Annotated in this window: 26 protein-coding genes; 20 read left to right on the top strand and 6 right to left on the bottom strand. The window is 57.4% G+C overall.

What is annotated here, in order from left to right:
- Nucleotides 1-23 precede the first annotated feature (23 nt).
- From H7B67_RS16010 to H7B67_RS16000, 3 genes are read left to right on the top strand one after another with little or no spacing between them, the layout of a single operon-like run.
- Entirely contained in the window at nucleotides 24-2921 is a 2898-nt protein-coding gene (locus H7B67_RS16010) for an ABC transporter permease (RefSeq protein WP_245363651.1), read from the top strand.
- Nucleotides 2922-2925: 4 nt separating this feature from the next.
- Nucleotides 2926-3810, top strand: a complete 885-nt coding sequence (locus H7B67_RS16005) for an ABC transporter ATP-binding protein (protein ID WP_185120838.1) — start codon at nucleotides 2926-2928, stop codon at nucleotides 3808-3810.
- Between the two features lie 18 nt (nucleotides 3811-3828).
- Nucleotides 3829-4356: a YfiT family bacillithiol transferase gene (locus H7B67_RS16000; protein ID WP_185120837.1), complete on the top strand. Its 528-nt coding sequence runs from the start codon at nucleotides 3829-3831 to the stop codon at nucleotides 4354-4356.
- An 87-nt stretch (nucleotides 4357-4443) separates the two neighbouring features.
- Here H7B67_RS16000 and add read toward each other — a convergent pair whose 3' ends face one another.
- Entirely contained in the window at nucleotides 4444-5472 is a 1029-nt protein-coding gene (add, locus tag H7B67_RS15995; protein ID WP_185120836.1) for an adenosine deaminase, read from the bottom strand.
- A 51-nt stretch (nucleotides 5473-5523) separates the two neighbouring features.
- A complete protein-coding gene (locus H7B67_RS15990) occupies nucleotides 5524-5898 on the bottom strand; it encodes a DnaJ family domain-containing protein (protein WP_185120835.1) in 375 nt (124 codons plus the stop codon).
- 282 nt (nucleotides 5899-6180) lie between these two features.
- Between H7B67_RS15990 and H7B67_RS15985 the strand changes: the two genes are divergently transcribed.
- From H7B67_RS15985 to H7B67_RS15965, 5 genes are all read left to right on the top strand, one after another.
- Nucleotides 6181-7110 carry a nucleoside hydrolase gene (locus H7B67_RS15985; RefSeq protein ID WP_185120834.1) on the top strand — a complete coding sequence of 310 codons (930 nt, stop codon included), beginning with the start codon at nucleotides 6181-6183 and terminating at the stop codon, nucleotides 7108-7110.
- A gap of 98 nt (nucleotides 7111-7208) precedes the next feature.
- Entirely contained in the window at nucleotides 7209-8321 is a 1113-nt protein-coding gene (locus tag H7B67_RS15980) for a BMP family lipoprotein (RefSeq protein WP_185120833.1), read from the top strand.
- A gap of 160 nt (nucleotides 8322-8481) precedes the next feature.
- Entirely contained in the window at nucleotides 8482-10026 is a 1545-nt protein-coding gene (locus H7B67_RS15975) for an ATP-binding cassette domain-containing protein (protein WP_185120832.1), read from the top strand.
- Nucleotides 10023-11126 (top strand): ABC transporter permease, encoded by a 1104-nt coding sequence (locus H7B67_RS15970; RefSeq protein ID WP_185120831.1) that lies wholly within the window; start codon nucleotides 10023-10025, stop codon nucleotides 11124-11126. Before H7B67_RS15975 ends, H7B67_RS15970 begins: the two co-directional genes overlap by 4 nt.
- Nucleotide 11127: 1 nt before the next feature.
- Nucleotides 11128-12093 carry an ABC transporter permease gene (locus H7B67_RS15965; protein WP_185120830.1) on the top strand — a complete coding sequence of 322 codons (966 nt, stop codon included), beginning with the start codon at nucleotides 11128-11130 and terminating at the stop codon, nucleotides 12091-12093.
- Between the two features lie 93 nt (nucleotides 12094-12186).
- Here H7B67_RS15965 and H7B67_RS15960 read toward each other — a convergent pair whose 3' ends face one another.
- Together H7B67_RS15960 and H7B67_RS15955 are read right to left on the bottom strand one after the other, a co-directional pair.
- A complete protein-coding gene (locus H7B67_RS15960; protein WP_245363649.1) occupies nucleotides 12187-13416 on the bottom strand; it encodes an MFS transporter in 1230 nt (409 codons plus the stop codon).
- Nucleotides 13417-13438: 22 nt separating this feature from the next.
- A complete protein-coding gene (locus H7B67_RS15955) occupies nucleotides 13439-13885 on the bottom strand; it encodes a MarR family winged helix-turn-helix transcriptional regulator (RefSeq protein ID WP_185120828.1) in 447 nt (148 codons plus the stop codon).
- Nucleotides 13886-14102: 217 nt separating this feature from the next.
- Between H7B67_RS15955 and H7B67_RS15950 the strand changes: the two genes are divergently transcribed.
- The 6 genes from H7B67_RS15950 to H7B67_RS15925 all read left to right on the top strand — a co-directional run bounded on the left by H7B67_RS15950 (nucleotide 14103) and on the right by H7B67_RS15925 (nucleotide 19174).
- Entirely contained in the window at nucleotides 14103-15074 is a 972-nt protein-coding gene (locus H7B67_RS15950; protein ID WP_185120827.1) for an RluA family pseudouridine synthase, read from the top strand.
- Nucleotides 15075-15204: 130 nt separating this feature from the next.
- Complete coding sequence (locus H7B67_RS15945; RefSeq protein WP_185120826.1) at nucleotides 15205-15594, top strand: GntR family transcriptional regulator; 390 nt, start codon at nucleotides 15205-15207, stop codon at nucleotides 15592-15594.
- Nucleotides 15594-16289, top strand: a complete 696-nt coding sequence (locus H7B67_RS15940) for an ABC transporter ATP-binding protein (RefSeq protein ID WP_185120825.1) — start codon at nucleotides 15594-15596, stop codon at nucleotides 16287-16289. The genes H7B67_RS15945 and H7B67_RS15940 overlap by 1 nt, the downstream gene beginning before the upstream one ends.
- Before the next feature lie 15 nt (nucleotides 16290-16304).
- Nucleotides 16305-17045, top strand: coding sequence for an ABC transporter permease (locus tag H7B67_RS15935; protein ID WP_185120824.1), 741 nt, complete (start codon nucleotides 16305-16307; stop codon nucleotides 17043-17045).
- A 22-nt stretch (nucleotides 17046-17067) separates the two neighbouring features.
- Nucleotides 17068-17991 carry an ABC transporter ATP-binding protein gene (locus tag H7B67_RS15930; RefSeq protein ID WP_185120823.1) on the top strand — a complete coding sequence of 308 codons (924 nt, stop codon included), beginning with the start codon at nucleotides 17068-17070 and terminating at the stop codon, nucleotides 17989-17991.
- A 28-nt stretch (nucleotides 17992-18019) separates the two neighbouring features.
- On the top strand, nucleotides 18020-19174 hold the full coding sequence (locus H7B67_RS15925) for an ABC transporter permease (RefSeq protein ID WP_185120822.1): 1155 nt from the start codon (nucleotides 18020-18022) through the stop codon (nucleotides 19172-19174).
- 105 nt (nucleotides 19175-19279) lie between these two features.
- Here H7B67_RS15925 and H7B67_RS15920 read toward each other — a convergent pair whose 3' ends face one another.
- Nucleotides 19280-20107 carry an aldo/keto reductase gene (locus H7B67_RS15920; protein ID WP_185120821.1) on the bottom strand — a complete coding sequence of 276 codons (828 nt, stop codon included), beginning with the start codon at nucleotides 20105-20107 and terminating at the stop codon, nucleotides 19280-19282.
- Between the two features lie 46 nt (nucleotides 20108-20153).
- Complete coding sequence (gene lplA / locus H7B67_RS15915) at nucleotides 20154-21140, bottom strand: lipoate--protein ligase (RefSeq protein WP_185120820.1); 987 nt, start codon at nucleotides 21138-21140, stop codon at nucleotides 20154-20156.
- A gap of 172 nt (nucleotides 21141-21312) precedes the next feature.
- Here lplA and H7B67_RS15910 point away from each other — a divergent pair, with 172 nt between their 5' ends.
- The 6 genes from H7B67_RS15910 to H7B67_RS15885 all read left to right on the top strand — a co-directional run bounded on the left by H7B67_RS15910 (nucleotide 21313) and on the right by H7B67_RS15885 (nucleotide 26411).
- A complete protein-coding gene (locus H7B67_RS15910) occupies nucleotides 21313-21924 on the top strand; it encodes a winged helix-turn-helix domain-containing protein (RefSeq protein WP_185120819.1) in 612 nt (203 codons plus the stop codon).
- Entirely contained in the window at nucleotides 21921-22172 is a 252-nt protein-coding gene (locus H7B67_RS15905) for a hypothetical protein (RefSeq protein WP_185120818.1), read from the top strand. The genes H7B67_RS15910 and H7B67_RS15905 overlap by 4 nt, the downstream gene beginning before the upstream one ends.
- Before the next feature lie 32 nt (nucleotides 22173-22204).
- Nucleotides 22205-22780 carry an ATP-dependent Clp endopeptidase proteolytic subunit ClpP gene (gene clpP / locus H7B67_RS15900; RefSeq protein ID WP_185120817.1) on the top strand — a complete coding sequence of 192 codons (576 nt, stop codon included), beginning with the start codon at nucleotides 22205-22207 and terminating at the stop codon, nucleotides 22778-22780.
- Between the two features lie 161 nt (nucleotides 22781-22941).
- On the top strand, nucleotides 22942-24273 hold the full coding sequence (locus H7B67_RS15895) for a spore germination protein (RefSeq protein ID WP_185120816.1): 1332 nt from the start codon (nucleotides 22942-22944) through the stop codon (nucleotides 24271-24273).
- Nucleotides 24266-25357, top strand: a complete 1092-nt coding sequence (locus H7B67_RS15890) for a GerAB/ArcD/ProY family transporter (RefSeq protein WP_185120815.1) — start codon at nucleotides 24266-24268, stop codon at nucleotides 25355-25357. The genes H7B67_RS15895 and H7B67_RS15890 overlap by 8 nt, the downstream gene beginning before the upstream one ends.
- Nucleotides 25332-26411 (top strand): Ger(x)C family spore germination protein, encoded by a 1080-nt coding sequence (locus H7B67_RS15885; RefSeq protein ID WP_185120814.1) that lies wholly within the window; start codon nucleotides 25332-25334, stop codon nucleotides 26409-26411. The genes H7B67_RS15890 and H7B67_RS15885 overlap by 26 nt, the downstream gene beginning before the upstream one ends.
- The last annotated feature ends 93 nt before the right edge of the window (nucleotides 26412-26504 follow it).

Raw genomic sequence — 26504 nt, 5'->3', positions numbered from 1 at the left:
CGTCATCCTATTAACGGGAGGCTATGTCCGTGGCCTTGTTCGTCATGATTTTGCGCAAAATGGTCAAAAACAAGTGGCTCGTCCTCAGTCTGTTCCTGGGGATGGTCATCAGCGTGGCGCTCATCAGCACGATGCCCATCTATTCCGAGGCGATTCTCTCCCGCATGCTGGTGAAGGATCTCGAGACGATGCAGCAGGAGAAGAACGTCTATCCCGCCTCCCTCTACGCCAAAGCCACCTTCTCCAACGAGGAGCCCGACAAGCGCCGAATGATCGCGGAGAGCCTGGATTCCTACATGCTCGGCGAAGGAGCGGCGGCCTCGACGCTGCCGGTCCTGGAGACGGTCGTCCACCGGAACACCAAATCGTTCGATTCCGTTCCCGAGACGGGGAGCGATTCGGACCGGAAGAAGGTCCGCTCGTTCCGGCTCTCGTCCATGTCCGGTCTGGAGGAGCATATCAAGCTGACCGACGGCCGAATGCCCGCTGCCGAACCGGTCGACGGCGTCTACGAGGTGCTCGTTACCGATGTCGGGCTCAATAATTTAAGAACCGTGCTCGACTCCGTATTCATCAGCGAAGGGGAAAAGGTATCGGGGGTTCTTCGTTTCAAGCCGGTAGGAGTGTTCGAGAAGCTTCGCGACGACGACCCTTATTTTTACGACCCCGGACTATCCGGCCTGGGCAATACGCTGCTGATCGACGAGGATCTGTTCGCGAAGGATTTCCTCGAAGGCAACAAAGTGACGATCACCAACAGCATCTGGTATACCGTGCTCGATTATTCGAAGATGGAGCTGAGCCAAGTGGACAGCTTCGTCCAAGCGAGCAAGGACATGGAGAACAAGGTCAAATCCTACGTCGGGTCGTTCCAGACCGAATTCAAGGCGCCCGCCATCGGCACGATCGAGAGCTACGAGCAGAGGGCCGACAAGCTTCGGACGCTGATGTGGTCGCTTTACGTTCCCGTTCTGATCATGCTCGGATTCTACATGTTCATGGTCGCGAACCTGATCGCCGGCAGGCAGAAGAACGAGATCGCGGTGCTGCGCAGCCGGGGAGCCGCCAGATGGCAGATCGTCGCCTCCTTCGCGGTCGAAGGCGTGATCCTGAGCCTTGCGGCGCTGGCGGCGGGACCGGCGATCGGGCTCTTCTTCACGAAGATGCTCGGCGCGTCGAGCGGCTTCCTGTCCTTCGTGTCCCGCGCGGCTCTTCCGGTCAAGATCACGCGCGAAGCCTATCTCTACGGAGCCGCTGCGGCGGCGGTATCGTTCGTTCTGCTTCTGATCCCGGTGCTGCTGGCCACCCGTGTCAGCATCGTCGGCCACAAGCAGCAGCTTGCGAGGCAAGCGAAGACGCCGCTCTGGCACAAGCTGTTCCTCGATGTCCTCTTCGTCGCGGTCGCCGTCTACGGACTGTTCAGCTTCCGCGAGAGACTGGACAATCTGCAGAGCCTGGGGCTCAACCAGACGGACCTGAATCTCGATCCGCTGCAATTCGTCGTCCCGGCGCTATTTATCGTGGGCTCGGGCCTATTGCTGCTAAGGCTCTATCCCTATCTTCTAAGCTTAATCTATTGGCTCGGCCGACGATGGTGGAAGCCATCCATGTACGCCACCTTGATCCAAGTCAGCCGCTCTAGCAGCCAATATCAATTCCTGATGGTCTTTCTCATCCTGACGATCGCGACCGGGGTGTTCAGCGCCAGCGCGGCAAGGACGATCAACGGCAACACGGAAGACCGAATCCGCTACGGAAGCGGCGCGGATATCGTGCTCGCCTCCTCCTGGCCGAACGACGCTCCTCCGCCGGCGTCCTCCATGGGCGGGCCGCCCGGCGGTTCGGAGACGGCAAGCTTCGGCGCGTCGGGGAAAATCAACTATCTGGAACCGGCGTTCGAGCCCTATGCGAACTTGCCCGGAGTCGAGCATGCGGCCAAAGTATTCACGAAGAAGGACGCTTTCTTCTCGTTCGGAGACCAATCGGCCAGCGTGACCCTGATGGGGATCGACACGGACGAGTTCGGCATGACGACCTGGTTCCGCGACAGCCTGCTCAGCTATCCGCTGAACGATTATTTGAACCTGATCGCTCCGGACTCGAAGGCGGTTCTGATCTCCCGCACCCTTGCGGAACAGAAAAACGTCAAGGTGGGGGATACGATCTGGGTCGGCTGGACGGATGTCGGTTCGACTTCTTTCGTGGTCTACGGAATCGTCGATTATTTTCCGACGTTCAATCCTCTTCCTCCGGCGGGCTCCGTGGACGCCGGAAACGAGGAGACGAAAGCGAACGCTCCGATGCTGATCGTCGGTCATCTGCCCCGGATTCAATTCCAGCTGTCGCTGGAGCCCTACGACGTGTGGCTCAAGATGAAGCCTGGCTTTTCCTCTGAGGAGCTTTACCAAGCCATCTCCGATCAATCGCTTCCCGTCACGAAGGTCGTGAACGCGACGATCGATTGGAACAAGGCGAAGAACGACCCGTTCCTCATGGCGATCAACGGCATTCTGACGCTCGGGTTCCTGATCTCGATCGCGGTCAGCTTCTGCGGGTTCCTGCTTTATTGGGTTCTGTCGCTGAGAGGAAGGACGCTTCAGAACGGGGTCATGCGCGCGATCGGGCTGTCCGTCCGCCAGATGATCGGCATGCTGGTCGCCGAGCAGGTTCTGACTTCGGGGATCGCCGTCCTCATCGGGGTTCTTGTCGGCAATCTGTCCAGCCTGCTGTACGTGCCGAACTTCCAGGTCGCCTTCAATCCGAGCACGATGGTTCCCCCTTTCGCGGTGATTTTCGAGACGTTGGACTTCGCGAGGCTTTATTCGGTCGTGGCGATCATGCTGATTATCGGCTTGATCATCCTAGGTGCCATGGTGTCCCGTACGAGAATCCATCAAGCGCTTAAGCTAGGGGAGGATTGAACGAATGATTCATTGCGACGGACTGGTCAAAATCTACAAGGCCAACGATCTCGAGGTGTTCGCGCTTCAGGGGCTTGACCTTCACGTGGAGAGCGGCGAGCTGATGGCGATCATCGGGAACAGCGGAAGCGGCAAATCCACGCTGCTCAACATGCTGGGGGGACTCGACCGCCCGACGGCGGGCGTGCTGACCGTGGACGGCAAGGATATGCTGAAGATGACCGAGAGGGAGCTCGTGCGCTACAAGCGCCGAAGCGTCGGGTTCGTCTGGCAGAACAACGCGCGTAACCTGATTCCGTACCTGACCGCGCTGGAGAACGTGGAGCTGCCCATTCTGCTGTCCGGGCGCCGCAAGCGCATGCGCGCGTTGGAGCTGCTCGAGGCGGTAGGCCTTCTCCATCGGGCGAACAACAAGCTGCACCAGCTCTCCGGAGGCGAGCAGCAGCGGGTGGCCATCGCGATCGCGCTCGCCAACCAGCCGAGGCTGCTGCTGGCCGACGAGCCGACGGGCTCCGTCGATTCGAGGATGGCGGACCAGATTCTCGACCTGTTCCGGGAGCTGAACCGCACGCTCGGCATCACGATCGTCATCGTCACGCACGATCCGCTGCTCGCGAAGAAGGTGGATCGCGTCGTGGCGATCCGCGACGGCAAGATCTCCTCCGAGATGCTGCGCCGCAAGTCGTATGCGGAAGAGCTGGCGGAGCTGGAGAGAGGCATCGAACAAGAGGAAGATTCCCACGTCGAATATGCTATACTGGATAAAGCCGGAAGGCTTCAAGTGCCGACGGGCTATCTCGAATCAATCGGGATCAAGAACAGCAATAAAGTGAAGGTGGAGCTCGAGGACGGAAGGATCGTTCTGACCCCGCCCGACGAAGCATCCTAAGCACGGGGGCGATTGAACATGGACTCATCTAAGTATCCGATCGGCAAGTTCGAACATGAAGGCGCCATTAGCGCGGATCTGAGGCGGCAATGGATCGGCGACATCGAGAGACTGCCGGCGGAGCTGCGCGCGGCCGTCGCGGGTCTGACCGACGAGCAGCTCGACACTTCGTACCGGGACGGCGGATGGACGCTGCGCCAGGTCGTTCACCACGTGGCCGATTCCCACTCGAACAGCCTGACCCGGTTCAAGCTGGCTTTGACCGAACCGAACCCGACCATCAAGCCGTACGAGGAAGCGGATTGGGCCGAGCTCGCGGACGGCAAGTCGCTGCCGGTCGAGGTGTCGCTCGTCTGGCTGGAAGCGATGCATACCCGCTGGGTCGCGCTGCTGAACTCGATGACCGATGCGGACTTCGCCCGCACGTTCTATCATCCGGGAAGCAAAGAGACCGTGCCTTTGGAGCGGGCAACAGGAATGTACTCCTGGCATGGACGCCATCACACGGCGCATATCGCGAAGCTTCGCGAGCGGATGGGCTGGTAAATCTTACTTTTTTGCAATGTCTCCAAATGAAGAATGGCGGTGCCGGGATCACCTCCCGAATGCCGCCATTTTCACGTATTTAGAAGCTCATATGGCAATCCCCAGAGCCGACAGCCTTCGGTCGAACTCCTCCCGCAAGGCGGCTTTCTCGTTCGCCGGCAGGAAGGCGACGTTCAGCGCGTTGCGCATCAGCGACGCGAGCTCCTCGATCGTGAATCGGAAGCGCTCCGCGAGCGCTTCGCATTCCCCGGTCATCGAGGTGCCGGAGACCGTCGGGTTATCGGTGTTGACCGTCAGCAGCAGGCCGCGATCCCAGTAGTCCCGGATCGGATAATCGGCCCAGCCGGATACGGCTTTGGTCTGAATGTTGCTGGTCGGACATAATTCAAGCGGAATCTGGCGCGCTAGAACGACCTCGAGCAGCGCGGGATTCTCCCGGAGCCGAACCCCGTGCCCGATCCGGACCGCCCCGAGGCCCTCGATCGCTTCCTCGATGCTGTCCGCTCCGGCGGCCTCCCCGGCGTGGATGGTATACGGAATTCCGAGCTGACGCGCCAACGCGAACACTTCGCGGAATCGGGCGGGAGGGTGATTCGCTTCGTCTCCCGCCAGATCGACGGCTACCAGCCCTTTTCCCAGGAATAACGCGGCCGCCCGCACGACCTCCAAATTGTCGTCGATCGGTTGATGCCTCATGCAGATGGCGATGACCCGCGCTTTGACGCCGTATCGAGCCTCGCCTTCATTCAAGCCTTCGATGACGCTCCGGATAGCGTCCGGGACGGTCAAGCCTTTATGAATATGCAGCAGTGGGGCGAAGCGCACTTCGATATAAATGCAATTGTCGGCCGCCGCGCTCTCGACGATCTCGAATGCGGCTCTCTTGAGCGATTCGCGATCCTGCAGGAACGGAAGCACGAAATTGAACTTCTCCAGATAATCGACCAGGCTCTCGCAATTCGCATCCACTTGCATGTAGGGGAGAAGCCCCTCCGTTCCGGAAGCCGGCAGGGACGCTCCGCTCGCCGCGGCTAACTCCAGAATGGTGCTCGGCAGAATGCCCCCGTCCAAGTGCAGGTGCAGATCGACCTTCGGCAGTTCCTTTATAAGATGCATGCGGCACCCCTCCTCGATAGGAGACGACGCATAAGCGATCCGCCCTCCTATTTATTTGGTTAATTTATGCTCGACTTGACCACGATAGTTTTCGAAGGCGTTTAGTCCCGTCCAGCCTCGCTCCCGCATCAGGCTCTGATATTTGAGCTTGATCGGAGTCAGACGTTCGCGATACTTCGCCCGCTCGGTTTCGTCGTCGCAAGCGAGAATCAGCTGCTCCAGGGAGACCATCTCTTTGCGAAGCTCGAGCTCGGGCGGGAGGGCGCCGGCGTTCTTAAGAATCCGATATCCGATTCTCAGCTCCTCCGGAACGCCTTCCAGTTCGTCCTTCGGCAGAGGCTTGCCCTTGCCCGGCAGATCGGAGAAGCTTCCGCTCTCGATCGCTTCGCGGATTCGCTGTTCCGCGATGGAAGTCGCCCAATCCATGACGTCGTCCTCCTTTCGGCACAAATTGACGGGTGCGTTATAAAGCTTTTATAGGATTGTAGCACGAGAAAAGGTCCGAATAAAGCGGAATGCCGCTGTACGTTCAAAAACATGTCACATTCCCTAACATGTTTAAAAAATGAATTGATTTTTTTTCACAATGAATAGATAATAGACTCAATGTGTTTTAACAAATGTGCAATTCGATTTTGAAATTATGTAAGCAAAAAGGGAATTTGTGTAAATTCAATGTGAGGTATTAACGGAGGTCGGAGGTCCAGCGTGAACGTTTATTTCAACCATGACGGCGGCGGCGACGATTTTATCGCTTTGCTGCTCCTACTTCAGATGCAGGACGTACAATTGACGGGAGTATCCGTTATCGCGGCGGACGGCTATCTTGAGCCTTCATTCGACGCCAGCCGCAAGATTATCGACCGCTTCGGCAAGCAAACCGTCGAGGTCGCCAAATCCAATTCGCGAGGCAAAAATCCGTTCCCGAAGGAATGGAGGCTTCACAGCTTCTACGTGGATGCGTTCCCGATCCTGAATGAATCGGGCAAGATGGAAGCCCCGGTATCCGAGCTTCCCGCCCATCTTCACCTAATTGAGAAGGTAAGGGCGACGGAAGGCAAGACGACGATGCTTCTGACGGGACCATTGACGGATCTGGCCCGAGCGCTGGACGAGGCGCCGGACATCGAAGAGAAGATCGACCGGGTCGTCTGGATGGGAGGCACCTTCCTTCCGAAGGGCAACGTGATGGAGCCGGAGCACGACGGAACCGCGGAGTGGAACGCCTTCTGGGACCCGGAAGCCGTCGATCGCGTCTGGAAGAGCTCCCTGCGCATCGACATGGTCGCTCTGGAGAGCACCAATCAAGTTCCACTCACTCTAGACGTTCGCGCCGCTTGGGCTAAACAGCGCAAGTATGAAGCGATAGATTTCGTGGGACAATGCTATGCGTTGGTACCGCCGCTCATTTTCTTCGAGACGAACTCCACCTATTATTTGTGGGACGTGCTGACCGCCGCTTACATCGGCAAGCCCGACCTGGTCAAGGTGAAGACGGTGAACAGCGTCGTTTATACGGACGGCGTCCGCCAAGGCCGCACGCAGGAGTCGCCGGAAGGCAGACCGGTCAATCTTATTTACGATGTTGACCGCGACGCGTTCTTCGATTACATTACAGAATTGATGAAGCAAGCCTAACTGCTCGGTATTAAGCGTTCCGGACAAGCCGTCATCGTACGGTTTGCGCGGAGCGCACCAAATACATGATATGAATGATGTGGGGAGAGGATTGTCGAATGAAAAAGAAAAGTTTGAAGTCCGCGGGTCTGATTCTAAGCGTGGTTACGTCGCTTGGTCTCGTGTTGTCGGGTTGCGGCAACAACGGCAGCAACAATAACGGCGCGGCCAGCCCGTCCGCGAGCGCACCTGCAAGCGAGTCCGCCAGCGCGTCTCCGAGCGCTTCGCCAAGCGATTCCGGAAGCGCGGGAACCGTCGACGGCAAAGGCAAGAAAATCGGCATGGTTACGGACACGGGCGGCGTAAACGACAAGTCCTTTAACCAGCAAGCTTGGGAAGCTCTCCAGAAGGTAGCTGCGGATACCGGCGCGGAAGAGAAGTATCTGGAATCCAAGAAGGATGCCGACTATCAACCGAACCTGAACCAATTCGTTAAGGATGGCTACGAGCTGACTTGGGGCATCGGCTTCCTGTTCGACGAAGCCATGAAGACCGTCGCGGAACAGAACCCGGATGCGAAGCTCGCGCTGATCGACTCCACGGTCGACATGCCGAACGTGCAATCCGTTCTGTTCAAGGAGCATGAAGGCTCCTACCTGGTTGGCGTCGTTGCGGGCTTGATGACCGAGACGAACAAGATCGGCTTTGTCGGCGGCATGGAGCTGCCGGTTATCAAGAAGTTCGAAGCGGGCTTTAAGGCTGGCGTAGCGGCCGTTAACCCGGATGCTGTCGTCACTAGCAACTACGTCGGCGATTTCAGCAAGCCTGACCTGGGCAAGCTTGCTGCCGCCACATTGTACGACGGCGGAGCCGATATCGTCTTCCATGCTGCAGGCGGAAGCGGCAATGGCGTGTTCACCGAAGCGAAGGATCGTCAGAGCGCCGGCCAGAAGGTATGGGTTATCGGCGTCGACAAAGACCAGGCTCTTGAATTCGGTAACGAGATCACCCTGACTTCCATGATGAAGAAGGTTGACGAGGCTGTTTACAAGGTTACGGCCGATACGCTTGCCGGCAACTTCCAAGGCGGCACGACGACGGAACTTGGCCTTGCCGAAGGCGGAGTAGGCCTGCCGAATGAGAACCCGAACGTTCCGCAAGACGTTCTGGACAAGGTCGAAGAGTACAAACAGAAGATCATCAGCGGTGAAATCACTGTTCCTACAGAATAATTCGCAGCCGATCAGCCGCAAGGACAAGGCAGCCATTCGCCTTGTCCTTGTTCCATTTAATCCTTCACGAATGGGTAAGGAACGAGCAGGGGCTTATCCATTCCTGAAGGATCGAATTCATTGATGATTTGCCTTCATTTCGGAGAGGAGTTGACACGCCGTGGGCCAAGCGGTACCGGTTGTCGAGTTGAAAGGGATCACGAAGCGCTTCCCGGGCATCGTTGCCAATGACAGCATCAGCCTTCAACTGCGCAAAGGGGAAATTCACGCGCTGCTGGGGGAGAACGGAGCGGGCAAATCGACGCTCATGAGTATTTTGTTCGGGCTGTATCAGCCTGACGAAGGCGAAATATATATTAACGGAGCTAAAGAGACGATCGACGGTCCGGGCAAGGCGATCAAACTCGGCATCGGCATGGTCCACCAGCATTTTAAGCTGGTGCAGAACTTCACGGTCGCCGAGAACATCGTACTCGGGATCGAGCCGAAGAAAGGGCTCTCGATCAACTACCGCAATGCGAACGATCGCGTGCAGCAGCTGTCCGAGCAATACGGACTTAAGGTCGATCCAAAGGTGAAGATAGAGGATATTACCGTCGGCATGCAGCAGCGGGTCGAAATTCTGAAGACGTTGTATCGCGGCGCGGAAATTCTCATATTCGACGAACCGACCGCGGTTCTTACCGTTCAGGAGATTCAGGAGCTTATGCAAATCCTTCGCAGCCTTGCAGCCGAAGGCAAGTCCATCATTCTCATTACGCATAAGCTTAAGGAAATCATGGAAGTGTCGGACCGGGTCACGGTTATTCGGCGCGGCAAGGTCATCGATACGCTCGTTACCGCCGAGACGAACGAGAACGAGCTGGCCGAGAAAATGGTCGGACGCCGCGTATCGTTCGAATTGGCGATGGAGCGTAAAGAGCCGGGATCTCCTCTCGTCAAGATCGACAATTTGACGGTACAAGGAGCCGACAAGGGCAAGAACATTCTTGAGAATATCTCGATGGTGATTCGTTCCGGGGAGATCTACGGCTTGGCAGGGGTCGACGGCAATGGGCAGAGAGAACTGGTGGAAGCAATCACCGGCATTCGCCCGATTCATTCCGGAAGCGTTATGCTCGGCAACGCCGATTTGACGCAGGTCGGCATCCGCGAGCGTATGGTCTCTGGAATCGCGCAAATCCCGGAGGATCGGCAGAAGCATGGTCTCGTTCTCGATTTCAAGGTCAGCGAGAATATGGTGCTGACCACCTACAAAGACTCAAGATTCGGGAAGAACGGCTTCCTTAACGATAAGGAGATCGAACGGCACGCTTCCCGTTTGACGAGCGAGTTCGACGTGAGAAGCGCCGGCATTCAAGTGTCGATGCGTTCCCTGTCCGGGGGCAATCAGCAGAAGGCGATTATCGCGAGAGAACTGACGCGCGATCCTCAATTGCTGATCGCCGTACAGCCGACTCGGGGGCTCGATATAGGGGCGATCGAATTCGTCCATGAGCGCTTAATGCAAGCGAAGAACGAGGGCAAGGCGATCCTGCTTATCTCCTACGAGCTGGACGAGTTGTACAAGATGTCGGACCGAATCGCGGTCATTAATGAAGGACGAATCATGGGCGTGCTCGACCGCGAGGAAGTCAACGACGAGAAGCTCGGTCTCATGATGGCGGGCAACAAGCTAGGCGCAAAAGACGGAGGTGCGGCATGAGCGACAACCAGAGCGTTAAAAAGTGGAGCAGGATCTTCGTCGCCAATAACATATGGGTGCCGATCATCGCGATCGTCCTTGGTCTCATCTGCGGAGCCATCGTCATGTGGATCGGGGGCTTCAACGCTATGGAGGCGTATCAAGCGTTATTCGATAAGGTGTTCGGTTCCAAATATGACATCGGAGAGACGATCCGCACGATTACGCCGCTGTTATTCACCGGTTTATCGGTAGGCTTCGCCTTCCGCGCAGGCCTGTTCAATATCGGCGCCGACGGCCAACTCATCATGGGGATGACAGGCGCGACGATCGTCGGTGTCAAGATCGACTTCCTGCCATGGATCGTGCACGCTCCCCTAACCGTTATCTGCGGAATGCTGATCGGCGGACTCTGGGGGGCTCTTGCCGGCTATCTGAAATCGAGCCGTGGAGTAAATGAGGTTATTTCTTGCATCATGTTGAATTGGATCGCCCTTTATCTATCCAATTATCTGATTCGCACCGTGGTGCTTAAGCCGGGGACCCAGCGCTCTGAGACGATTCAAGAATCCGCGTCGATGTCCATCGGCTGGCTGTCCACGTTCATGGATAATGCGCGGATGGACTGGGGTATCGTCATCGGTCTGATCTGCACGAGCCTCTTCTACATCATATTGTGGCGCACGAAGCAAGGCTATGAGCTTCGCGCGGTCGGCTTCAATCCGGAAGCGGCGCGTTTCTCCGGCATCAACGTGCCGAAGAACATGTTGAAGTCGATGATGATCGCCGGCATGTTTGCTGGGCTCGGCGGCGTCTTCGAGGTGCTTGGCGTTTTCCATTACCAAGTCATCAGCGCGGCTTCCGCCGGATACGGCTTCGACGGTATCGCCGTAGCGCTTCTCGGAGGGAATCATCCGGTCGGCATTCTGCTCAGCTCCATCCTATTCGGAGTTCTGACTTACGGCTCTGCGGGTATGAACTTCTCGGCTAGCGTGCCGACAGAGATCGTGCGAATCGTCATCGGCTGCATCATCTTCTTTGTCGCTTCCCAAGGATTGATTCAGATGCTGTACAAGCCGTTCATGGCGAGACGCGAAGCGAAGCGGAAGGAGGCGGCGTAAGATGGATTGGCTTAACGACATCGCGAATCTTACCAATTCGACCTTCGTCTTCACGACGGCTCTCATTTTTGGAGCGATGGGCGGATTGTTCAGCGAACGGTCCGGCGTGTTCAACATCGGGCTGGAAGGGATGATGACAGGAGGAGCGTTCGGAGCGGCCATCGCGACCTATTACGCGGAGAACGCTGGCTACGGCTGGGTGTCGCCTTGGATCGGGATCTTGGCCGGTATTGCGTGCGGCGTCCTCTTCTCGCTGCTGCTAGCCTATACGACCGTCACATTAAAGGCGAATCAAGCTATCGTCGGCGTCGTCATCAACATTCTGGCGGTCGCGATCACTCTGTATTTAGTAAAAGTCATCTTTGACGGCGCGGGCGATACGGAAACTCTTAAAGAAGTGTTGAAGAAGTGGCCGGTTCCGCTTCTCTCGGATATACCGTTCCTCGGCCAAGCTTTGTTCAACACGTATCCGACGACGTATATCGCCTACCTGCTTATTCCGATCAGCGCTTACTTGCTGTACAAGACGCCGTTCGGCCTTCGTCTTCGTTCGGTCGGCGAGCATCCGGGTGCGGCGGACACGGTCGGCATCAACGTCATAAAGTACCGTTACATTGGCGTTATCATCAGCGGCGTGCTAGCCGGCATAGGCGGCGCCGCAATCGCATTGACGACAACGAGCAACTTCTCGCACACCACCGTCTCCGGTCAAGGCTTCATCGCCCTGGCCGCCATGATCTTCGGGCGCTGGAATCCTTGGGGAGTGCTTGGGGCGACCTTCTTCTTCGGAATGGCTCAAGCGCTTCGCAATTTCGTTAAGCTTTATGATTGGTCGAAGGACATTCCGATGGAATTCCTCTACATGCTTCCTTATTTACTAACGCTTCTCGTGCTTGCGGGAGCCGTCGGCAAGGGAGTCAAAGGTCCGGCCGCAGCCGGCGAGGCCTACGATCCATCCAAGCGTTAGCGAGGTCAAAATACCAAAAAAGCTGTTCCTTCGCCCAGCCGGGCGGGAACAGCTTTTTTTGCGTTTGTCGATGCGGGTAACCGGCGTCAGGCGTCAGGCGGCATCGGCGGCTTCGGCTTGATGGGAAGGCCTGCGATGCATGAGCCAGAAGTAAACGATGGCGCCGAGCAGAACGGATACCATGCTGCACAGATACATGACGCGATTGTTCGTCGCGGCGGCGATGCTGCCGAGCACGGCGGAGCCGATGCCGACGCCTCCGTCGAAGAAAATAAAGTACGTTCCGGTAGCCAGCCCGACTTTCTCCCTTGGCGCCATCTGAATGGCGATCGTCTGCAGGCACGGGGACAGGCTTCCGAAGCCGAGGCCGATGATGGCGGCCGACAGCAGGAACATGAATCCGGAATGCGCGGTCGCCAGAACGATAAGTCCGATAACGTACAAGAGCAAGGTCGGGTAGACGATGTAGTTCCGGTGCAGCCGGTCGAAGATCTTGCCCGTGAACGGCCGGACGGCGACGATCATGACGGCATAGACGATGAAGTAGTAGCTCGAGTACGATTCCAAGCCGATCTCCTTCGCGAAGCTGGGAACGAAGGAGAGAATGCTTGCGTATGCCATGGACAGGAACATGGCGACGAAGGAGATCGGAATCGCCTTCGGTTCGATATAGCTGCGCCATGAGAAACGAGGCTTCTGCCCGGCCGCTTTAACTTCGTTGGCTGCCTGCGCCGGCTTGGCGTCAGCGCGGTCGCGGCGGCTTCTCGAAACGACGACGGCGAGGATCATGCCCAGCACGCATAATACCATCAGCACGTAGAAGAAGAGATCGAAGCTGGCATTCTGAATGAGGAGGAGACCCATGAACGGCCCGAGCACCATCGCCAGATTCATGGCCAAGGTGTAATACCCCATTCCTTCTCCCCGGCGATTGGCGGGGATATATTCGACCACGATCGTCCCGTTGGCGGTCGTCGCGGCTCCGAAGCTAAGCCCATGGATGAAACGCAGGACGAGCAGGATGCCGAATCCCGCAATCATCGGGTAGAAAAAGCTGCAGACCATAAAGAGCGCCGTCGCGATCAAGAGCAGCTTCATTCTTCCCGGACCGTCCATCAAACGTCCCGCGAACGGCCGCATGATGACGGCTGCGATGACGTAAAACGTAAGCACCCAGCCCGCTTGCTGCTGGTTGCCCCCCAGTTCGTCGGTGACGAAGGTCGGAAGGGTGGCCGTCATCGCGTAAAAAGTAATGAAAATAAAAAAACTGCTGAAGCAGATGCTGAAAAAATTGCGTGTCCATAAACTTTGCTTACTGTCCAAGATGTATTCGCCTTCTTTGCTGTTATTCTGGTTTGTTGTCATTAAGATGGCGGCCGGCAGCATCGGCGATGCGATTCAGCAGCTCCTTGAGGGTGGATAATTGCGCCGGGGTAAGTCCTTCGGTGACAAGCGAGATGACGTTCTCCTCCAGCGGAGCGATCTCTCCGTAGGCGGCCCGGCCTTCCGCGGTTACCGAAGGCAGATGGGAACGGCGATCCTCGGGGTTCACGACGCGAACGATCAATCCCTTGCGCTCCAACTGATCCAGAATTCGCGTGACGTTCGTCTGATCCTTGCTGACTCTCGAAGCCAATTCCTTCTGGCTGAGGGCGTCTTCCTCGCATAGCCGGGCCAAGACCGACCATTGTTCGGTCGTAATGCCGGTGGAGGCCAGATGCAAAGCCAGCAATTGCGTTACTCTTCGGCCGGTGCGGCTAATGAGAAAGCCGATGGAGTCGTCAAGCAGCATGTGAATAAGCCTCCTTCCAAAGTAGTTGTCATAGCAATTAATTTTAGATCCGATAGTTTCAATTGTCAATATTGCTATAGCAAGTAAATGAGGTCGCGCGAAAAGCTTCGTTTATGATATTTATGCCTAGTGTGCTCTGCATGGCGACTTGAACATTCCTTTCGTTGTTGATAATCTGTTGTCAGGCTAAGCGATAGGATGGAGAGTGGCAGCGTTCATGATTACCCGTAAGATTACCGCATCGGAGAGCGGCAAGCGGCTTCATCGTTACTTGCGCAACTTGATGCCGAACATTCCGTTAGGGCAGATTTATAAGATGATCGATCAAGGCAAAGCGAAAGTGAACGGCAAGCGCAAGAACCAGAACTACGAGCTCGCCGCCGGTGACGAGCTGACCTTATACGTGGAGGAATCCCAGTACGAAGAGGCCTCCAAGGGGCAGAAAAAAACGAAGTACATCGGCGTCAACGCGAACATCGACGTCATTTACGAGGATGAGCAGCTGCTCGTCGTATTGAAGCCGGCCGGGATGCTCACGCATCCGGACAGCTCGGACCAGAAGGATACGCTCGTCAACCGCGTGCATGCGTATTTGTACCGCAAGGGAGAACTCGACAGCGCATTGTTCATGCCGGCAACCGCGAACCGGCTCGACCGCAACACGAGCGGCATCGTGCTCGTGGGCAAGACGGCAGGCATGCTTCATCAGCTGAATCAGTGGATTCAGAAGCACGAGATGGAGAAGTATTACATAACGATCGTGGAAGGACGTCTGGAAGGGGAAGGAACGTTAACCGGAAGCCTGATCCGCGACGAGAAAAGCAATCGGACGATCGTGGCCGGCCCCGACAACGGCAAGCGGCTCGGCGTCATTCCGCAGCAGGAGAAATCGGCGACTACGCATTATCGGGTCCTGCAGCACGGCAAAGGATACACGCTGATCGAAGTCGAACTCGTCAGCGGCCGTACCCACCAGATCCGAACCCACCTGCAGAGCATCGGCCATTCGCTGCTGGGCGACGTGAAGTACGGCGGCAAGCCGTTCGGCGGCGTCAACCATCAACTGCTTCACGCCTGGAGAGTCAAGCTTCCCGACGGGCGAGAATTCCGCGCGCCCGTCCCCCCTCTCATGAGATCCACGATGGAGCGGGCGGGGCTGTCCATGCAGTCTCTCCAAAATGAATCTTGATCATCTTTAATGATCGTTAAGCCAGCCGAAGGATTCGGCTGGTTTTTTTATGGCTTCCTATTGCACTAAGTGTATTAAGTGATATAATACACTTAAGTCAAGTGATATACGTGAGCGAGGAGGTGCCCGCTTGAATGAGATACGAGTCGGCGGGATGCGGTTCGCGCTCGATCTGAGCCAGCCGCTATACGAACAAGTATTGGAGCAAGTGAGAAGTTCGATCGCGAAGGGTGAGATCGCATTGGGAGAGAAAATACCTTCCGTCCGGGAGATGGCGCAGGCGCTGAAGATCAATCCGAATACGGTTATGAGAGCCTATCAGGAGCTGGAGAGGGATCAATTGACAGAGACAAGGCGGGGACAGGGAACGTTTATCACGACCGATGCCGATAAAGTGAGCCATATCCGGCATCGTCTTGCCGAAGAGGCGGTCGAAGAATTCCTTGCAAGGATGAGCAGCCTCGGCTTCACGGCGGCGGACATCGCTAACATTCTGAGAGCCAAAGGGGGCGAGGGATAATGACCGTCGCGATCAAGGGAGCGGGAATCACGAAGAGTTACGGCAAGAGGCGGGCGCTGGACGGCTTCGACATCGAAGTGCCGGAGTACGCGATTACGGCCATCCTCGGCCCGAACGGAGCCGGCAAATCGACGTTCATGAGGATGCTGACCGGCATGGTCGAACCGGACTCCGGTACGCTGACGGTGCTCGGCGAACGGCCGTCCTGGCAGAATAATCGCCGTATTTCGTATTTGCCCGACCGGGCCCGATGGTATCAGGGACACACGGTCGAGAAAGCGATCGAATGGGGAGCTCGGCTGCTGCCGGAGTTCCGGAAGGACGAGGCATGGGAGCTTGCGGGCTCGCTCGGGCTTGAAGCCGATCTGGAGACGGAAGGCATGTCCAAGGGGCAGGAAGCCCGGCTCATGCTGGCGCTGTGCCTCGCCCGGGAAGTGCCTCTGCTCATCCTTGACGAGCCTTTCTCCGGCATCGACATGCTGTCAAGAGAGAAAATCGTGGCGGCCTTGATCGATTCGTTCTCGACGCGGAGGCAGACGGTGTTGATCTGCACGCACGAGATCGCGGAGACGGAAAGCTTGTTCGACCATGCCGTGTTCGTCAACGACGGCAGGACGGCCTTGGCCGGAAGCGTCGAAGATCTCCGCGCGGAACGGGGATCCATGCAGGACATCTACCGCCGCATTTACGGATAGGGGGAGAAGGATTCGATGAACAACGGGCAATTTGCTTTTTTGATCCGGCATGAACTTAAGCTCGAATCGTGCAAGCGATTCGCGAGATCCTGGTACTGGATTTATATAGCGGCAGTAGCGGTCGTACTGTTTGTCGCGGTAGCGATATGGGGAGGAGCGGAGGGCTTAAAGTCCGAATATCTGCTGTTATTTAGCTTCGGGCTTCCGTTCGTCTTCTGCATGATCGCGTTCCAGAAGCTGAAGCGGGAATGGACGGGCAACACGCTAGGCTGGTGGCTCGCGCTGCCGTATCCGCGTTCGCGGCTTCTGCTGGCCAAGCTTGCCGCTTCGTTCGGGCTGGCTGTCGGGATCTCCGTTCTGTTCTTCGCGGGCGTGGCGATCGTCGAGACGTTCAACCTGCTCGTACACCGGCTTGGCTTCGGGGGCTTCGGCAAGTTCGTCAAGCTTGAACTGCATTTCCTGCTGATTCTCGTCGTCATAACTCCAATAATGCAGGCTTTGGGATTGTTGATCGCGGCTGTCAGCAAGTCGAGCTTAAGGCCCCTGACTCCGCTGCTCTGGATCACGTTCGGCTTGTTCGGCAACGTGTTGAATTATCTCAACGGACCAGCCGACATCGAGCACGGCGAAGCCTGGGGATTGTTCGGCGGTTCCGTGACGGGCTGGATTTGGCTGGCTGTACCGGTAATCTGGTTGGTTGCCGCGCTGCTGTTCGCGGGAGCCGTGAACGTCTGCAAGAAATATTTGGTCCTGTAAAGGACGGATGGGAGAGCCAATCATGAGCTACGCGATCGAAGTCGAGCAGCTGACGAAATCTTACGAGAACAAGGCGGCTTTGAGAGGAATCGGATTCAAGGTGGAAGCCGGGAGCTGCTTCGGCCTGCTCGGCCCGAACGGGGCGGGCAAATCGACGACGATGAAAATCTTGTCCGGACTGCTTGAGCCCGATCAGGGCAAAGCTCGCATCTTCGGCAACGATCTGGGCACGGCGGCGAACGAAGTGAGAAAACAGGTCGGTTACGTTCCCCAATCCATCACCCTGTACGAGAAACTGAGCGCCGCCGACAACCTGGTTTTTTTCGGAGAAATGTACGGTGTCAAGGGCAAGGAGCTGAAGCGCCGAATCGATGAAGTTTTGGAGCAGGTCGGCCTTGCCGATCGGGCGAAGGACGCAGTCGAGAAATTCTCCGGCGGGATGAAGCGAAGAGTTAACATCGCGGCCGCGTTGCTTCACCGGCCTAAACTGATCATCATGGACGAACCGACCGTCGGCATCGATCCCCAGTCCCGCAATCATATTTTCGAGATGATCCGTTCCTTGCAGCAATCGGGCGTTACCGTTCTGTACAGCACCCACTATATGGAAGAAGTCGAGTCCATGTGCGACAGCCTTGCGATCGTCGATAATGGCCAGGTCATCGCGGGTGGCACGCTCGGCGAGGTGATGGATCGATTCGGCACGCAAGCCGTGTACCTGGAGCTTCAGGACGGGAAGGCGCCTCCGGCATTGGCCGAATACGGCAAGGCGGAAGCCAAGGACGGCGGTTGGATTCTGGAGACGGCAACGCCGCTCGACGCGCTTGCCGATTGGGCGGAAGTGTGCAAGGAGCGATCGCTCAAGGTCAAGCGGCTGGAGATGGTTCGTCCGTCCCTGGAACACGTTTTCCTGACGCTGACCGGCACGACCCTAAGGGACAATTGACGATCGATTACGGAAGGGGATTAACGACATGATATTCAGTATCGCGACGAAAGAGTGGAAGCTGCTTCTTAAAGAGAAAGGAACGTTCTTCTGGCTGCTGCTGATGCCGGTCATGTTCATCGTCCTGTTCGGCACCGTGCTCGGCCAACTCGGCAGCACTCCTCAAACGTTGACTTACATCGATATGGATCGCTCGAGCGCTTCCGAAGCCTTGTTGGCCTCACTGGAAGCAAAGGGCGGCTACAAGCTCGAGGCCAAGGATGCCGGAACGCTGGACGACGAACTGTCCCGCATCCGCGAAGGCAAGCTGAGCTCCCTGCTGGTTATCCCTAAGGGGTTCGACGGCGCGCTGGCGGAGGGGGGCAACAGCCAAGCGTCGGTCGTACTCTACAGCGACGCCGCGTCCGACACGGTCGCCGGACTGAGGACCACCCTCGAGAACGTGGCGAGCGATTATCGCGAGCAGCGGATCGACGATGCGTTGAAGTCGGCTGGCGCGAATGAGGAGTCGCGCAAGCAGGCGCTTCAATCGCCGCTTCGGATCGAGGATAAGCCGCAGAATTCGACGGAAAGCAACACGGTGACCCAAGTCGTGCCGGGATATACGGTGATGTTCGTCTTCTTCGTCATGATCTCCATGATTCGCCGCTTCGTCACGGATAAGACCACCGGAATGACCGCTCGCCTTCGCACGACCCGGATGAGTCCGCTGAATTACCTGCTCGGCATGTGGCTTGCCTACCTGGGCGTCGCGCTCGTTCAATGCACGGTACTGCTTGCGTTCGGTCACTATGCGTACGACGTACAGCTTGGCGACTTGTCGGCTATCGCGGCTCTCGTCTTTATGCTGGCGCTGTGCGGCACGGGGATCGGCCTCGCGTTGTCGATGGTCGTGCGCGGCGAGAATCAGGGCATGGCGTTCGTCCAGCTGATCACGATGGGCGGCGCGGTGCTCGGCGGGCTGTGGTTCCCGCTCGAATATATGCCTAAGGCGATGCAGACGGTCAGCCATTTCATCCCGCAATATTGGGCGCAGAAAGCGTTCCAGGACATAATGGTGCGGGGCGACCATCTGTCAGGCATCCTGCCGTCTCTCGCGGTGCTCGCGGCTTTCGCCGTCGCCTGCATCGCGATCGCGCTGCTAAGGTTCCGCGGCTTTATGAAGTCGGCTCTAAGTGGATAATCTCGGCCGAGACGATCACGGGTCAAAATAGGCAACACTTAGCAAGATAAAACAAACGCCCTCCGTCGGCCTTTAAAGCCAAACGGAGGGCGCTTATTTTTTGTTTTAGAACAATAGCTTATCTGGATCCGAGCCGAAGCGATGATCCTGGTTCAAGCCGTCGATCTTCGCCATGTCTTCGTCCGACAGCGAGAAGTCGAAGAGGTTGCCGTTCTCGGCGATGCGGGAAGGAGTCACGGACTTCGGGATCGTCACGACTCCGCTCTGAATGTCCCAGCGAAGGATGATCTGCGCGACGGTCTTCCCGTATTTGGCGGCAAGCTCCTGCAGCACCGGTTGGTCGAGATTGCCCTGCATGAGCGGGCTCCAGGCCTCGAGCTGGATGCCGTTCTGCTTCGCGTAGGCGAGCAGCTCCTTCTGCGTAAGCAGGGGATGGTATTCGACCTGGTTGACCGCGGGAACGATCGAGCTCGTCTCGGCCAGCTTCTTCAGATGATGAACCTTGAAGTTGCTGACGCCGATCGCGCGGACGAAGCCATCCTTGTACAGCTTCTCGAACGCTCTCCAGGTGTCCTGGAACTTGTCGGTGCCCGGCCAGTGGATGAGAAGGAGGTCGATTACGTCAAGGCCGAGCCGCTTGCGGCTCTCCTCGAAGGCGACCAGCGTCCGGTCGTAGCCTTGGTCCTCGTTCCAAATCTTCGTCGTGACGAAGATTTCGTCGCGGGGGACGCCCGACGTGCGGATCGCATCGCCGACGTCTTCCTCGTTCTTGTAGATGCGAGCGGTGTCGATGCTTCGATAGCCGGCCTCGAGAGCCGCATGAATGGCGCGTCGCGCCTCGCCTTCCGCGGTTACCTTCCATACGCCAAGGCCCAGCCAAGGCATTTGAACTCCGTTGTTCAGCGTCGTCGTGCTTTTGATGGTCAAACTCATTTTTTCTCCTCCTTGATCTCTTCGATATGTACTTTCTATGGTCGAGTTAGAGCAGCAGGGAGAGCCATTCTTCCTTCTCGACGGGACCGAAGTAGAAGGCAAGGTCGATGCCGTCGATGGCCCGTTCGATCGATTCCTTGTCGTACCGGATGCCGATCAGCTTGTCCGTCACTTCCGACACTTCGCCGCGGCCGAAAAAGTCGCCGAAGACAGCGGCCCCGCGAATCTCCCCTTTGACCACTTCGAGACGAACGTCGAACAATCCTGCCGCCAGCTTTCTCACGTTCTGCACGTTGAAGGCCGGGGATTGCCCGAAGTTCCAGTCCCAGCTGCGGTACCGCTCGTCGGCCAGCTTGCGCACCTCCGCCCAGTCCGCTTCCATCAGCTCGTAACGTTCGATCGGCTGGCCGTCGAAGATCGATTCCAGCACGAATTGCTTGAACTCTTCGATCGTCATCGGCTCCTTCAGGAACTCCGCGATGTTCGCGACCCGGCTGCGCACGGACTTCGTGGCCTTCGACTCGAACTTGATCGGGTTGACCTTGAGCGCGGCGGCCACGTTCTCCATCCGGGAATCGAACAGGAGCGTGCCGTGGCTGAACATGCGTCCGCGGGTAGAGAATTGAGCATTGCCGGAAATTTTGCGTTCGCCTACCTGTAGGTCGTTGCGGCCGCTCAGCTCGGCATCGACGCCGAGCTTGCGCAGCGCGTTCACGACGGGCTGGGTGAACTTCATGAAGTTATGGAACGATTGGCCGTCGTCCCGGGTGATGAAGCTGAAGTTCAGGTTGCCCAGGTCGTGGTAAACGGCGCCGCCTCCGCTTAAGCGGCGAACGACATGGATGCCGTTCTCGCGCAAATACTCGGAATTGACTTCCTCCGCCGTATTTTGATTTTTGCCGATGATGATGGACGGCTCGTTAATATAGAACAAGAGATAATCGTTCTCCGCGGGCAGCTTGCGCAGGATGTATTCTTCCAACGCCAGATTCAGAGAAGGGTCGTGCCCATTGCCGTTATCGACGTATAACAACTCGTAGCTTCCTCCTTCTTGTGGGCGATTAATTAGCGATGATGCTTCTATTTTACGCCAGGACGGGAATCAGAACAAATGGGCGGCGCGCAGGACTCATGCCCTTGACTTTCCGGGAGAGTCGCAATAAAATGAATTTACGTAAAAATTAATTTTTATGGTGATGAGCAGGATGTCGAAGACGAACTCGAGTCCCATTGCGGACGTATACCGGCTGGAAACTCCGGAGCAAGCCTTGGCGCTGCTGAACCCGATGCGCGCGGAGATTCTTCAGCTGCTGGCGGAACCCGCCTCCGCCGCGGAGCTGGCCCGGCAGATGAGCCAGACGCCGCAGAAGCTGAATTACCATCTGAAGAGCCTGGAGAAAGTCGGCCTGATCCGAAGAAGCGGGACGCGCCAGGTGAAGAATCTCATCGAGGCGCTGTACCAAGCGATCGCGCGCTCCTACGTCATCCCGGATTCGTTCGGATGGTCCGAGGATCTGACGCAACGGATGAAGGATCAAGGGGCGCTGCGGCAGCTGGTGAACGTATCCGAACGGATCCGCACGGATGCCCTGCGGCTCATGGAGGTGTCGGATTCCGAAGAGGAGGTTCCCAGCGCGGTGCTGGAGACGGACCTCAGCCTTCCGGACGAGAAGACGAGAGAGCAGTTCCTGCGCGATTACGAGGAAGCGGTCCGGTCGGTCGTCCGGAAGTATCGGGCGCAAGGCGCGCAGGAAGGCGGCTTCAAGGCGATTCTCGCCGTTTACCCCCAATTGGATCAAGGAGGAAGCAAACCATGAGCGACAGCGTGAAGACGAAGCAAGAGGATGCCGTCAAGGAAGCGGAGCCGAGGGAGTCGGCGCCGCAAGGGAAGAGAAGCATCGTGATCTGGGAATCGGAGGCGACCTTCGCCGTCGTCCCGTTAGGGGAGCAAGGCGAGCCTAACGCTCCGTTGCTGCGCGTGCATGCATCCGGGTTCGGTCAAGCGGTTGCGGGAAGAAGCAAGCTTGGAAGCGGCCCGATCGCGAGCCTTCGCAGCGCCGCATAAGAACGTTTTACTAACCAAAGGAGGGAATCCCCATGAGCTTTGTGCCAATCGTCGTCGAACAATCGAACCGCGGAGAACGGTCTTATGACATCTACTCCCGCCTGCTGAAGGACAGAATCATCTTTCTCGGAACGGCGATCGACGACAACGTCGCCAACGCCATTATCGCCCAGATGCTGTTCTTGGCCGCGGACGATCCGGAGAAGGACATCAGCCTCTACATTCAGTCTCCGGGAGGCTCGGTCTCGGCCGCGTTCGCCATATACGACACGATGCAGTTCATCAAGCCCGACGTCTCGACGATCTGCGTGGGCATAGCGGCTTCCGCGGCCTCGTTCTTGCTGGTGGCCGGCGCTAAGGGCAAACGCTTCGCGCTGCCGAACGCCGAGGTCATGATCCACCAGCCGCTCGGCGGCGCCCAAGGGCAGGCGAGCGACATCGAGATCCGCGCCCGCCATATTATGAAGACTCGCGACCGGCTTAACCGGATCTATTCTGAACGTACGGGGCAGCCGATCGAGAAGATCGAGAAGGACTCGGACCGCGACAACTTCATGTCGGCCGAGGAAGCTCTCGAGTACGGGTTGATCGACAAGATCCTGGCCTGACGATCGATTTTCCGGAGAGATTTACGCCCCGTTTTCTTTTTACCGCCCTTCGCTGCGATCCGCCTCTTCGTTGCGATCCGTCACGCCCTCCCGCAACCGCCGAATAGAAAGAGCACCCTCTGCAGAAACTGGAAGAAAACCCACAAAGCGGAGGGCGGGGCATGGCGGATTGGATCGAGGAGCTGTCGCGGCGCTTTAAGGACGATATCGATTGGCTGGACGAACGCGACGATTTGCTCGGGGAAACGGTACGGCTGCTCGGTTTCGGCTCGCTCGTCGATCTGGCCGAGACCAAATCCGCCGTCTGGAAGTTCGCGGCGTCGACGCCCGGAGACGGCCTGTCCGAGAAGCGGCTGCTCGGCTTCGAGAGCTCGGCCAACGATTCCAAGGAAGCCGTTCAAGCCGTATTGGACGGCAAGCTGCTTGTCGTTCCGGAGAAGGAGAACGGAATTTGCTGGGTGCTGACACCCGTCGCAAGAATGCTGGAGAGGCCCGTCAGCAGCCCGAATCTGGAGAACGTCATCCGGGGTCCCGCCTCGGCCTTCACCGAGAACGTCGACACCAACATCGGCATCGCCCGCCAGTTTCTTCGATCCGCCATGCTCAAAGTCGATGTCGTTCGAACAGGCCGCGACTCCCCGACGAGAGTCGCCATTCTGTACATGGCGGGCCGAGCCGATCCTGATTTCGTCCGCAAGCTGGACGAGAACCTAAGGACGAACAAGATCGAGGACGTATCCACGCTGCAGGGCCTGATCGCGGCGCTCGGCTATCCCAAGCGTTCCCTCATCACCAAGCTGAATTCGACCGAGCTGCCGTCGGAGGCGGCCTGCATGCTGCGCAAGGGCAAGGTCATCTTGTTTGTCGACCGGATGCCTTACGCGCTCATCATGCCGACGCTTCTATGGGATCTGTTCGCCCTGGAGAGCGATCAGAACTTCCCCGTCTACATCATGTACGGAATTCGGGCGATACGCGTCATCGGCGCCTTGATGACGATCCTTCTCCCCGCGCTATACGTCGCCCTCGTGGCGATCAATCCCGAGGCGCTTCGCATTCAGCTCGCCCTGTCGGTCGCGCAGAGCCGGGAAGGCGTCCCTTATCCGGCCTTCCTCGAAACGTTGACGATGCTCCTTGTCCTCGAATTGATACTGGAGGGCAGCATCCGGCTGCCGAAGAGCGTCGGCCCGACGATCACGATGGTCGGAGGCATCATTCTGGGACAAGCCGTCGTCTCCGCGAAGCTGGTCAGCAATCTTCTCATCATCGTGCTTGCGGCCACGACGATCGCGAATTCGACGATCGCCGGGTTTCAGAATTCGTATGCGATTCGCGTATTGAAGTACGTGACGCTAGTCCTGTCGGCGATCTTCGGGATCATCGGGATCTTCGCGGGGTTCTTGGCGATCTGCGGCTACCTCGCGAGCCAGAGCACGTACGGCGTCAACTACCTCCAGTTTCCCGGATGGAAGGACGAGGTTCGCCATGAGTAGGAGCGTTCACGTCCTGCTGTTCTACTTCGTCGCTCATTTGGGATTGATTTTTTTTATCTACCCGGAAGATATTATCGCGTGCGCGGAAGAAGGCCACTGGGTTCCGATCCTGGTCGGCTTCGCCGTGCATGTTTTTTTTCTTTGGCTGTTCGTTAAAGGGTTAAGCTTGGGCGGCAATCGGGATATGGTGAGCCTATACCTCGGGCTTGGCAAAGCGCCGGCCGTCCTGCTGCTCTTGCCCGTCTTTGTCTATTACGCCATGGTCGACGTCATCACCGTTCGCGCCTATTCCGAGATCGTCTCGATCGTTTTCCTGGAGAAAACGCCGCTATGGGCGGTCATGGCGCTGCTTTTCCTGATTCCCGTCTGGCTGGCGAACGCCGGCATTCGGCCGATCTTCTATGCGACGGCGCTGGTCGCCATCGTCTGCCTTCCGTTGTTTCTGTTTATATTCGCCGCCTCGTTCCAAAGCGTGGATTGGCGTTATTTTTTTCCGCTGTTCGACCGCCATTACGGTTTTTTATGGGATTCGTCGTTCTACAAAAGCTTTTTCGCGTTCGCCGGCGTATTTTTGTTCCTCGGCTTCGTGCAGCCGTACTTTACGTTTCGCATCCGCGGCTTGATGTGGGCATCGGTCCTGTTGGTCCCGTTTTTCCTATTCTCCGTCTACATACCGGTGCTTACGTTCGGGGAGGCGACCGCTTCCAACTTCCATTATCCGTTCGTCGTCACCCTCGATACGCTCCAAATCAACTGGCTTATGTTCGAGCGGGTCACCGTGTTTTTTCTCATGAGCCTGCTTACGTTCGTCATGCTGCTGGTCGCGTTGGTGCTATGGCAGTCCGTCGAGCTTGCCGTGCGATTTTTTCCGAGGATGAACAGGGGGTGGACGCTTCTCGTCTTGTCGGCGATCGTCTTCGGATGCTGCCTGAGAATCAGATCCTGGCACGATATCGAGCTCCTGTTCATGTGGAACACTTGGATTCGCGCCTATATCATGCTTGTCGTCCCGGCTACGGTATACTGGATCGGGAGACGGGCGAAGAAGGAACCGGACTATGAGAGCATTCCAACGAATTCTTAAGCTCGCCGCGGCGTTAGGCTTGACGGTCGCAGCCGGCACCGGCTGCTGGGATTACAAGGACATCAACCACAGGTCGCTTCCGGTCGTGCTCGGCTTGCAGACGGTGGAGGAGGGGTACCGAGTGTTTCTCAAGCTGCCGGAGCCCAAGGAGAAGGGGACCGACGTCAAGGTCGTTTCTTCGGAGGGGCATACGATTACGAAAGCGATCGACCAGATGGCGATGAATCTGGAGTCCGAGGTGGATCTGCTTCATTTGAAAATCATCCTGGTCCACGTGAATTTGGCGCAGATGGGGATGGGCGACGTTTTTGAATTTTTTATGCGGGCGCGCGACATTTCCCCGAAGGCTCTCGTCGTTATATGCGACGAAGAGCTGGAGCCGTTCTTCCGGAAGATCGGGCAGCGGGCCGATCCGAACGTCAGCAACCTGTTCGACTTCTTCGAGAAGAACGCCGGCTGGAGTCCGCAGATCGCGCTGTCCCGGGTCTGGCAGGTGTACCGCAGCGTTCATTCGTATACCCGGGACGTCGTGGTTCCGATCATCCGGTCCGGCGGCCGAACGACCATCGAGCACATCGGCTCCGCCGTCATCCGCAACGGAAGAATGGTCGGCCGGATCAGCCCCGACGAAACTCTTTTGTTCAACGTGTTCAACGGAGAGAGCGGACAGGGTAAAATCGAAGTGATGAAGAACGCGAGCGTCATGATCAGCGGCACCCGCGTGAAGAGAAGGGGATGGATGGACGGCGACACTCCCCGCCTGGCCGCGACCTTGAACCTATCCGTGGACCTGATCGAGCTGAAGGAAGAGATGACCGAGGATCAGGTCATGAGGCAGCTGTCCGAGCAGTTCAAGAGCCGTTTCGACCGCCTGTTCGAGCAAGTCCGCAAGGAGAAGGCCGACATCTTCGCCTTCGGGCAGGATTTCCGCCGCTGCATTCCCAGGGAACGGCTGCGCGACTGGAGGGAAGAGGATTACGGCCGCCTGAAGGTCGACTTTCGTGCCCGCGTCGACATAGAGAACGACGGCTACATCAAGACGAAGCAAAAGTAGCCTCAACGTCAGCCGTATTCCCGGCAGATCCTCTCCGCAAGCCCAGTTCATATTCAGTTCATATTTTCGGGTTACTTTATTGCTTTGAGATCA

Source organism: Cohnella thailandensis (assembly GCF_014212135.1).
Lineage (GTDB): Bacteria > Bacillota > Bacilli > Paenibacillales > Paenibacillaceae > Cohnella > Cohnella thailandensis.
Note: the sequence above shows the minus strand (reverse complement) of the source record. Positions and strands in the feature narration are given on the sequence as shown.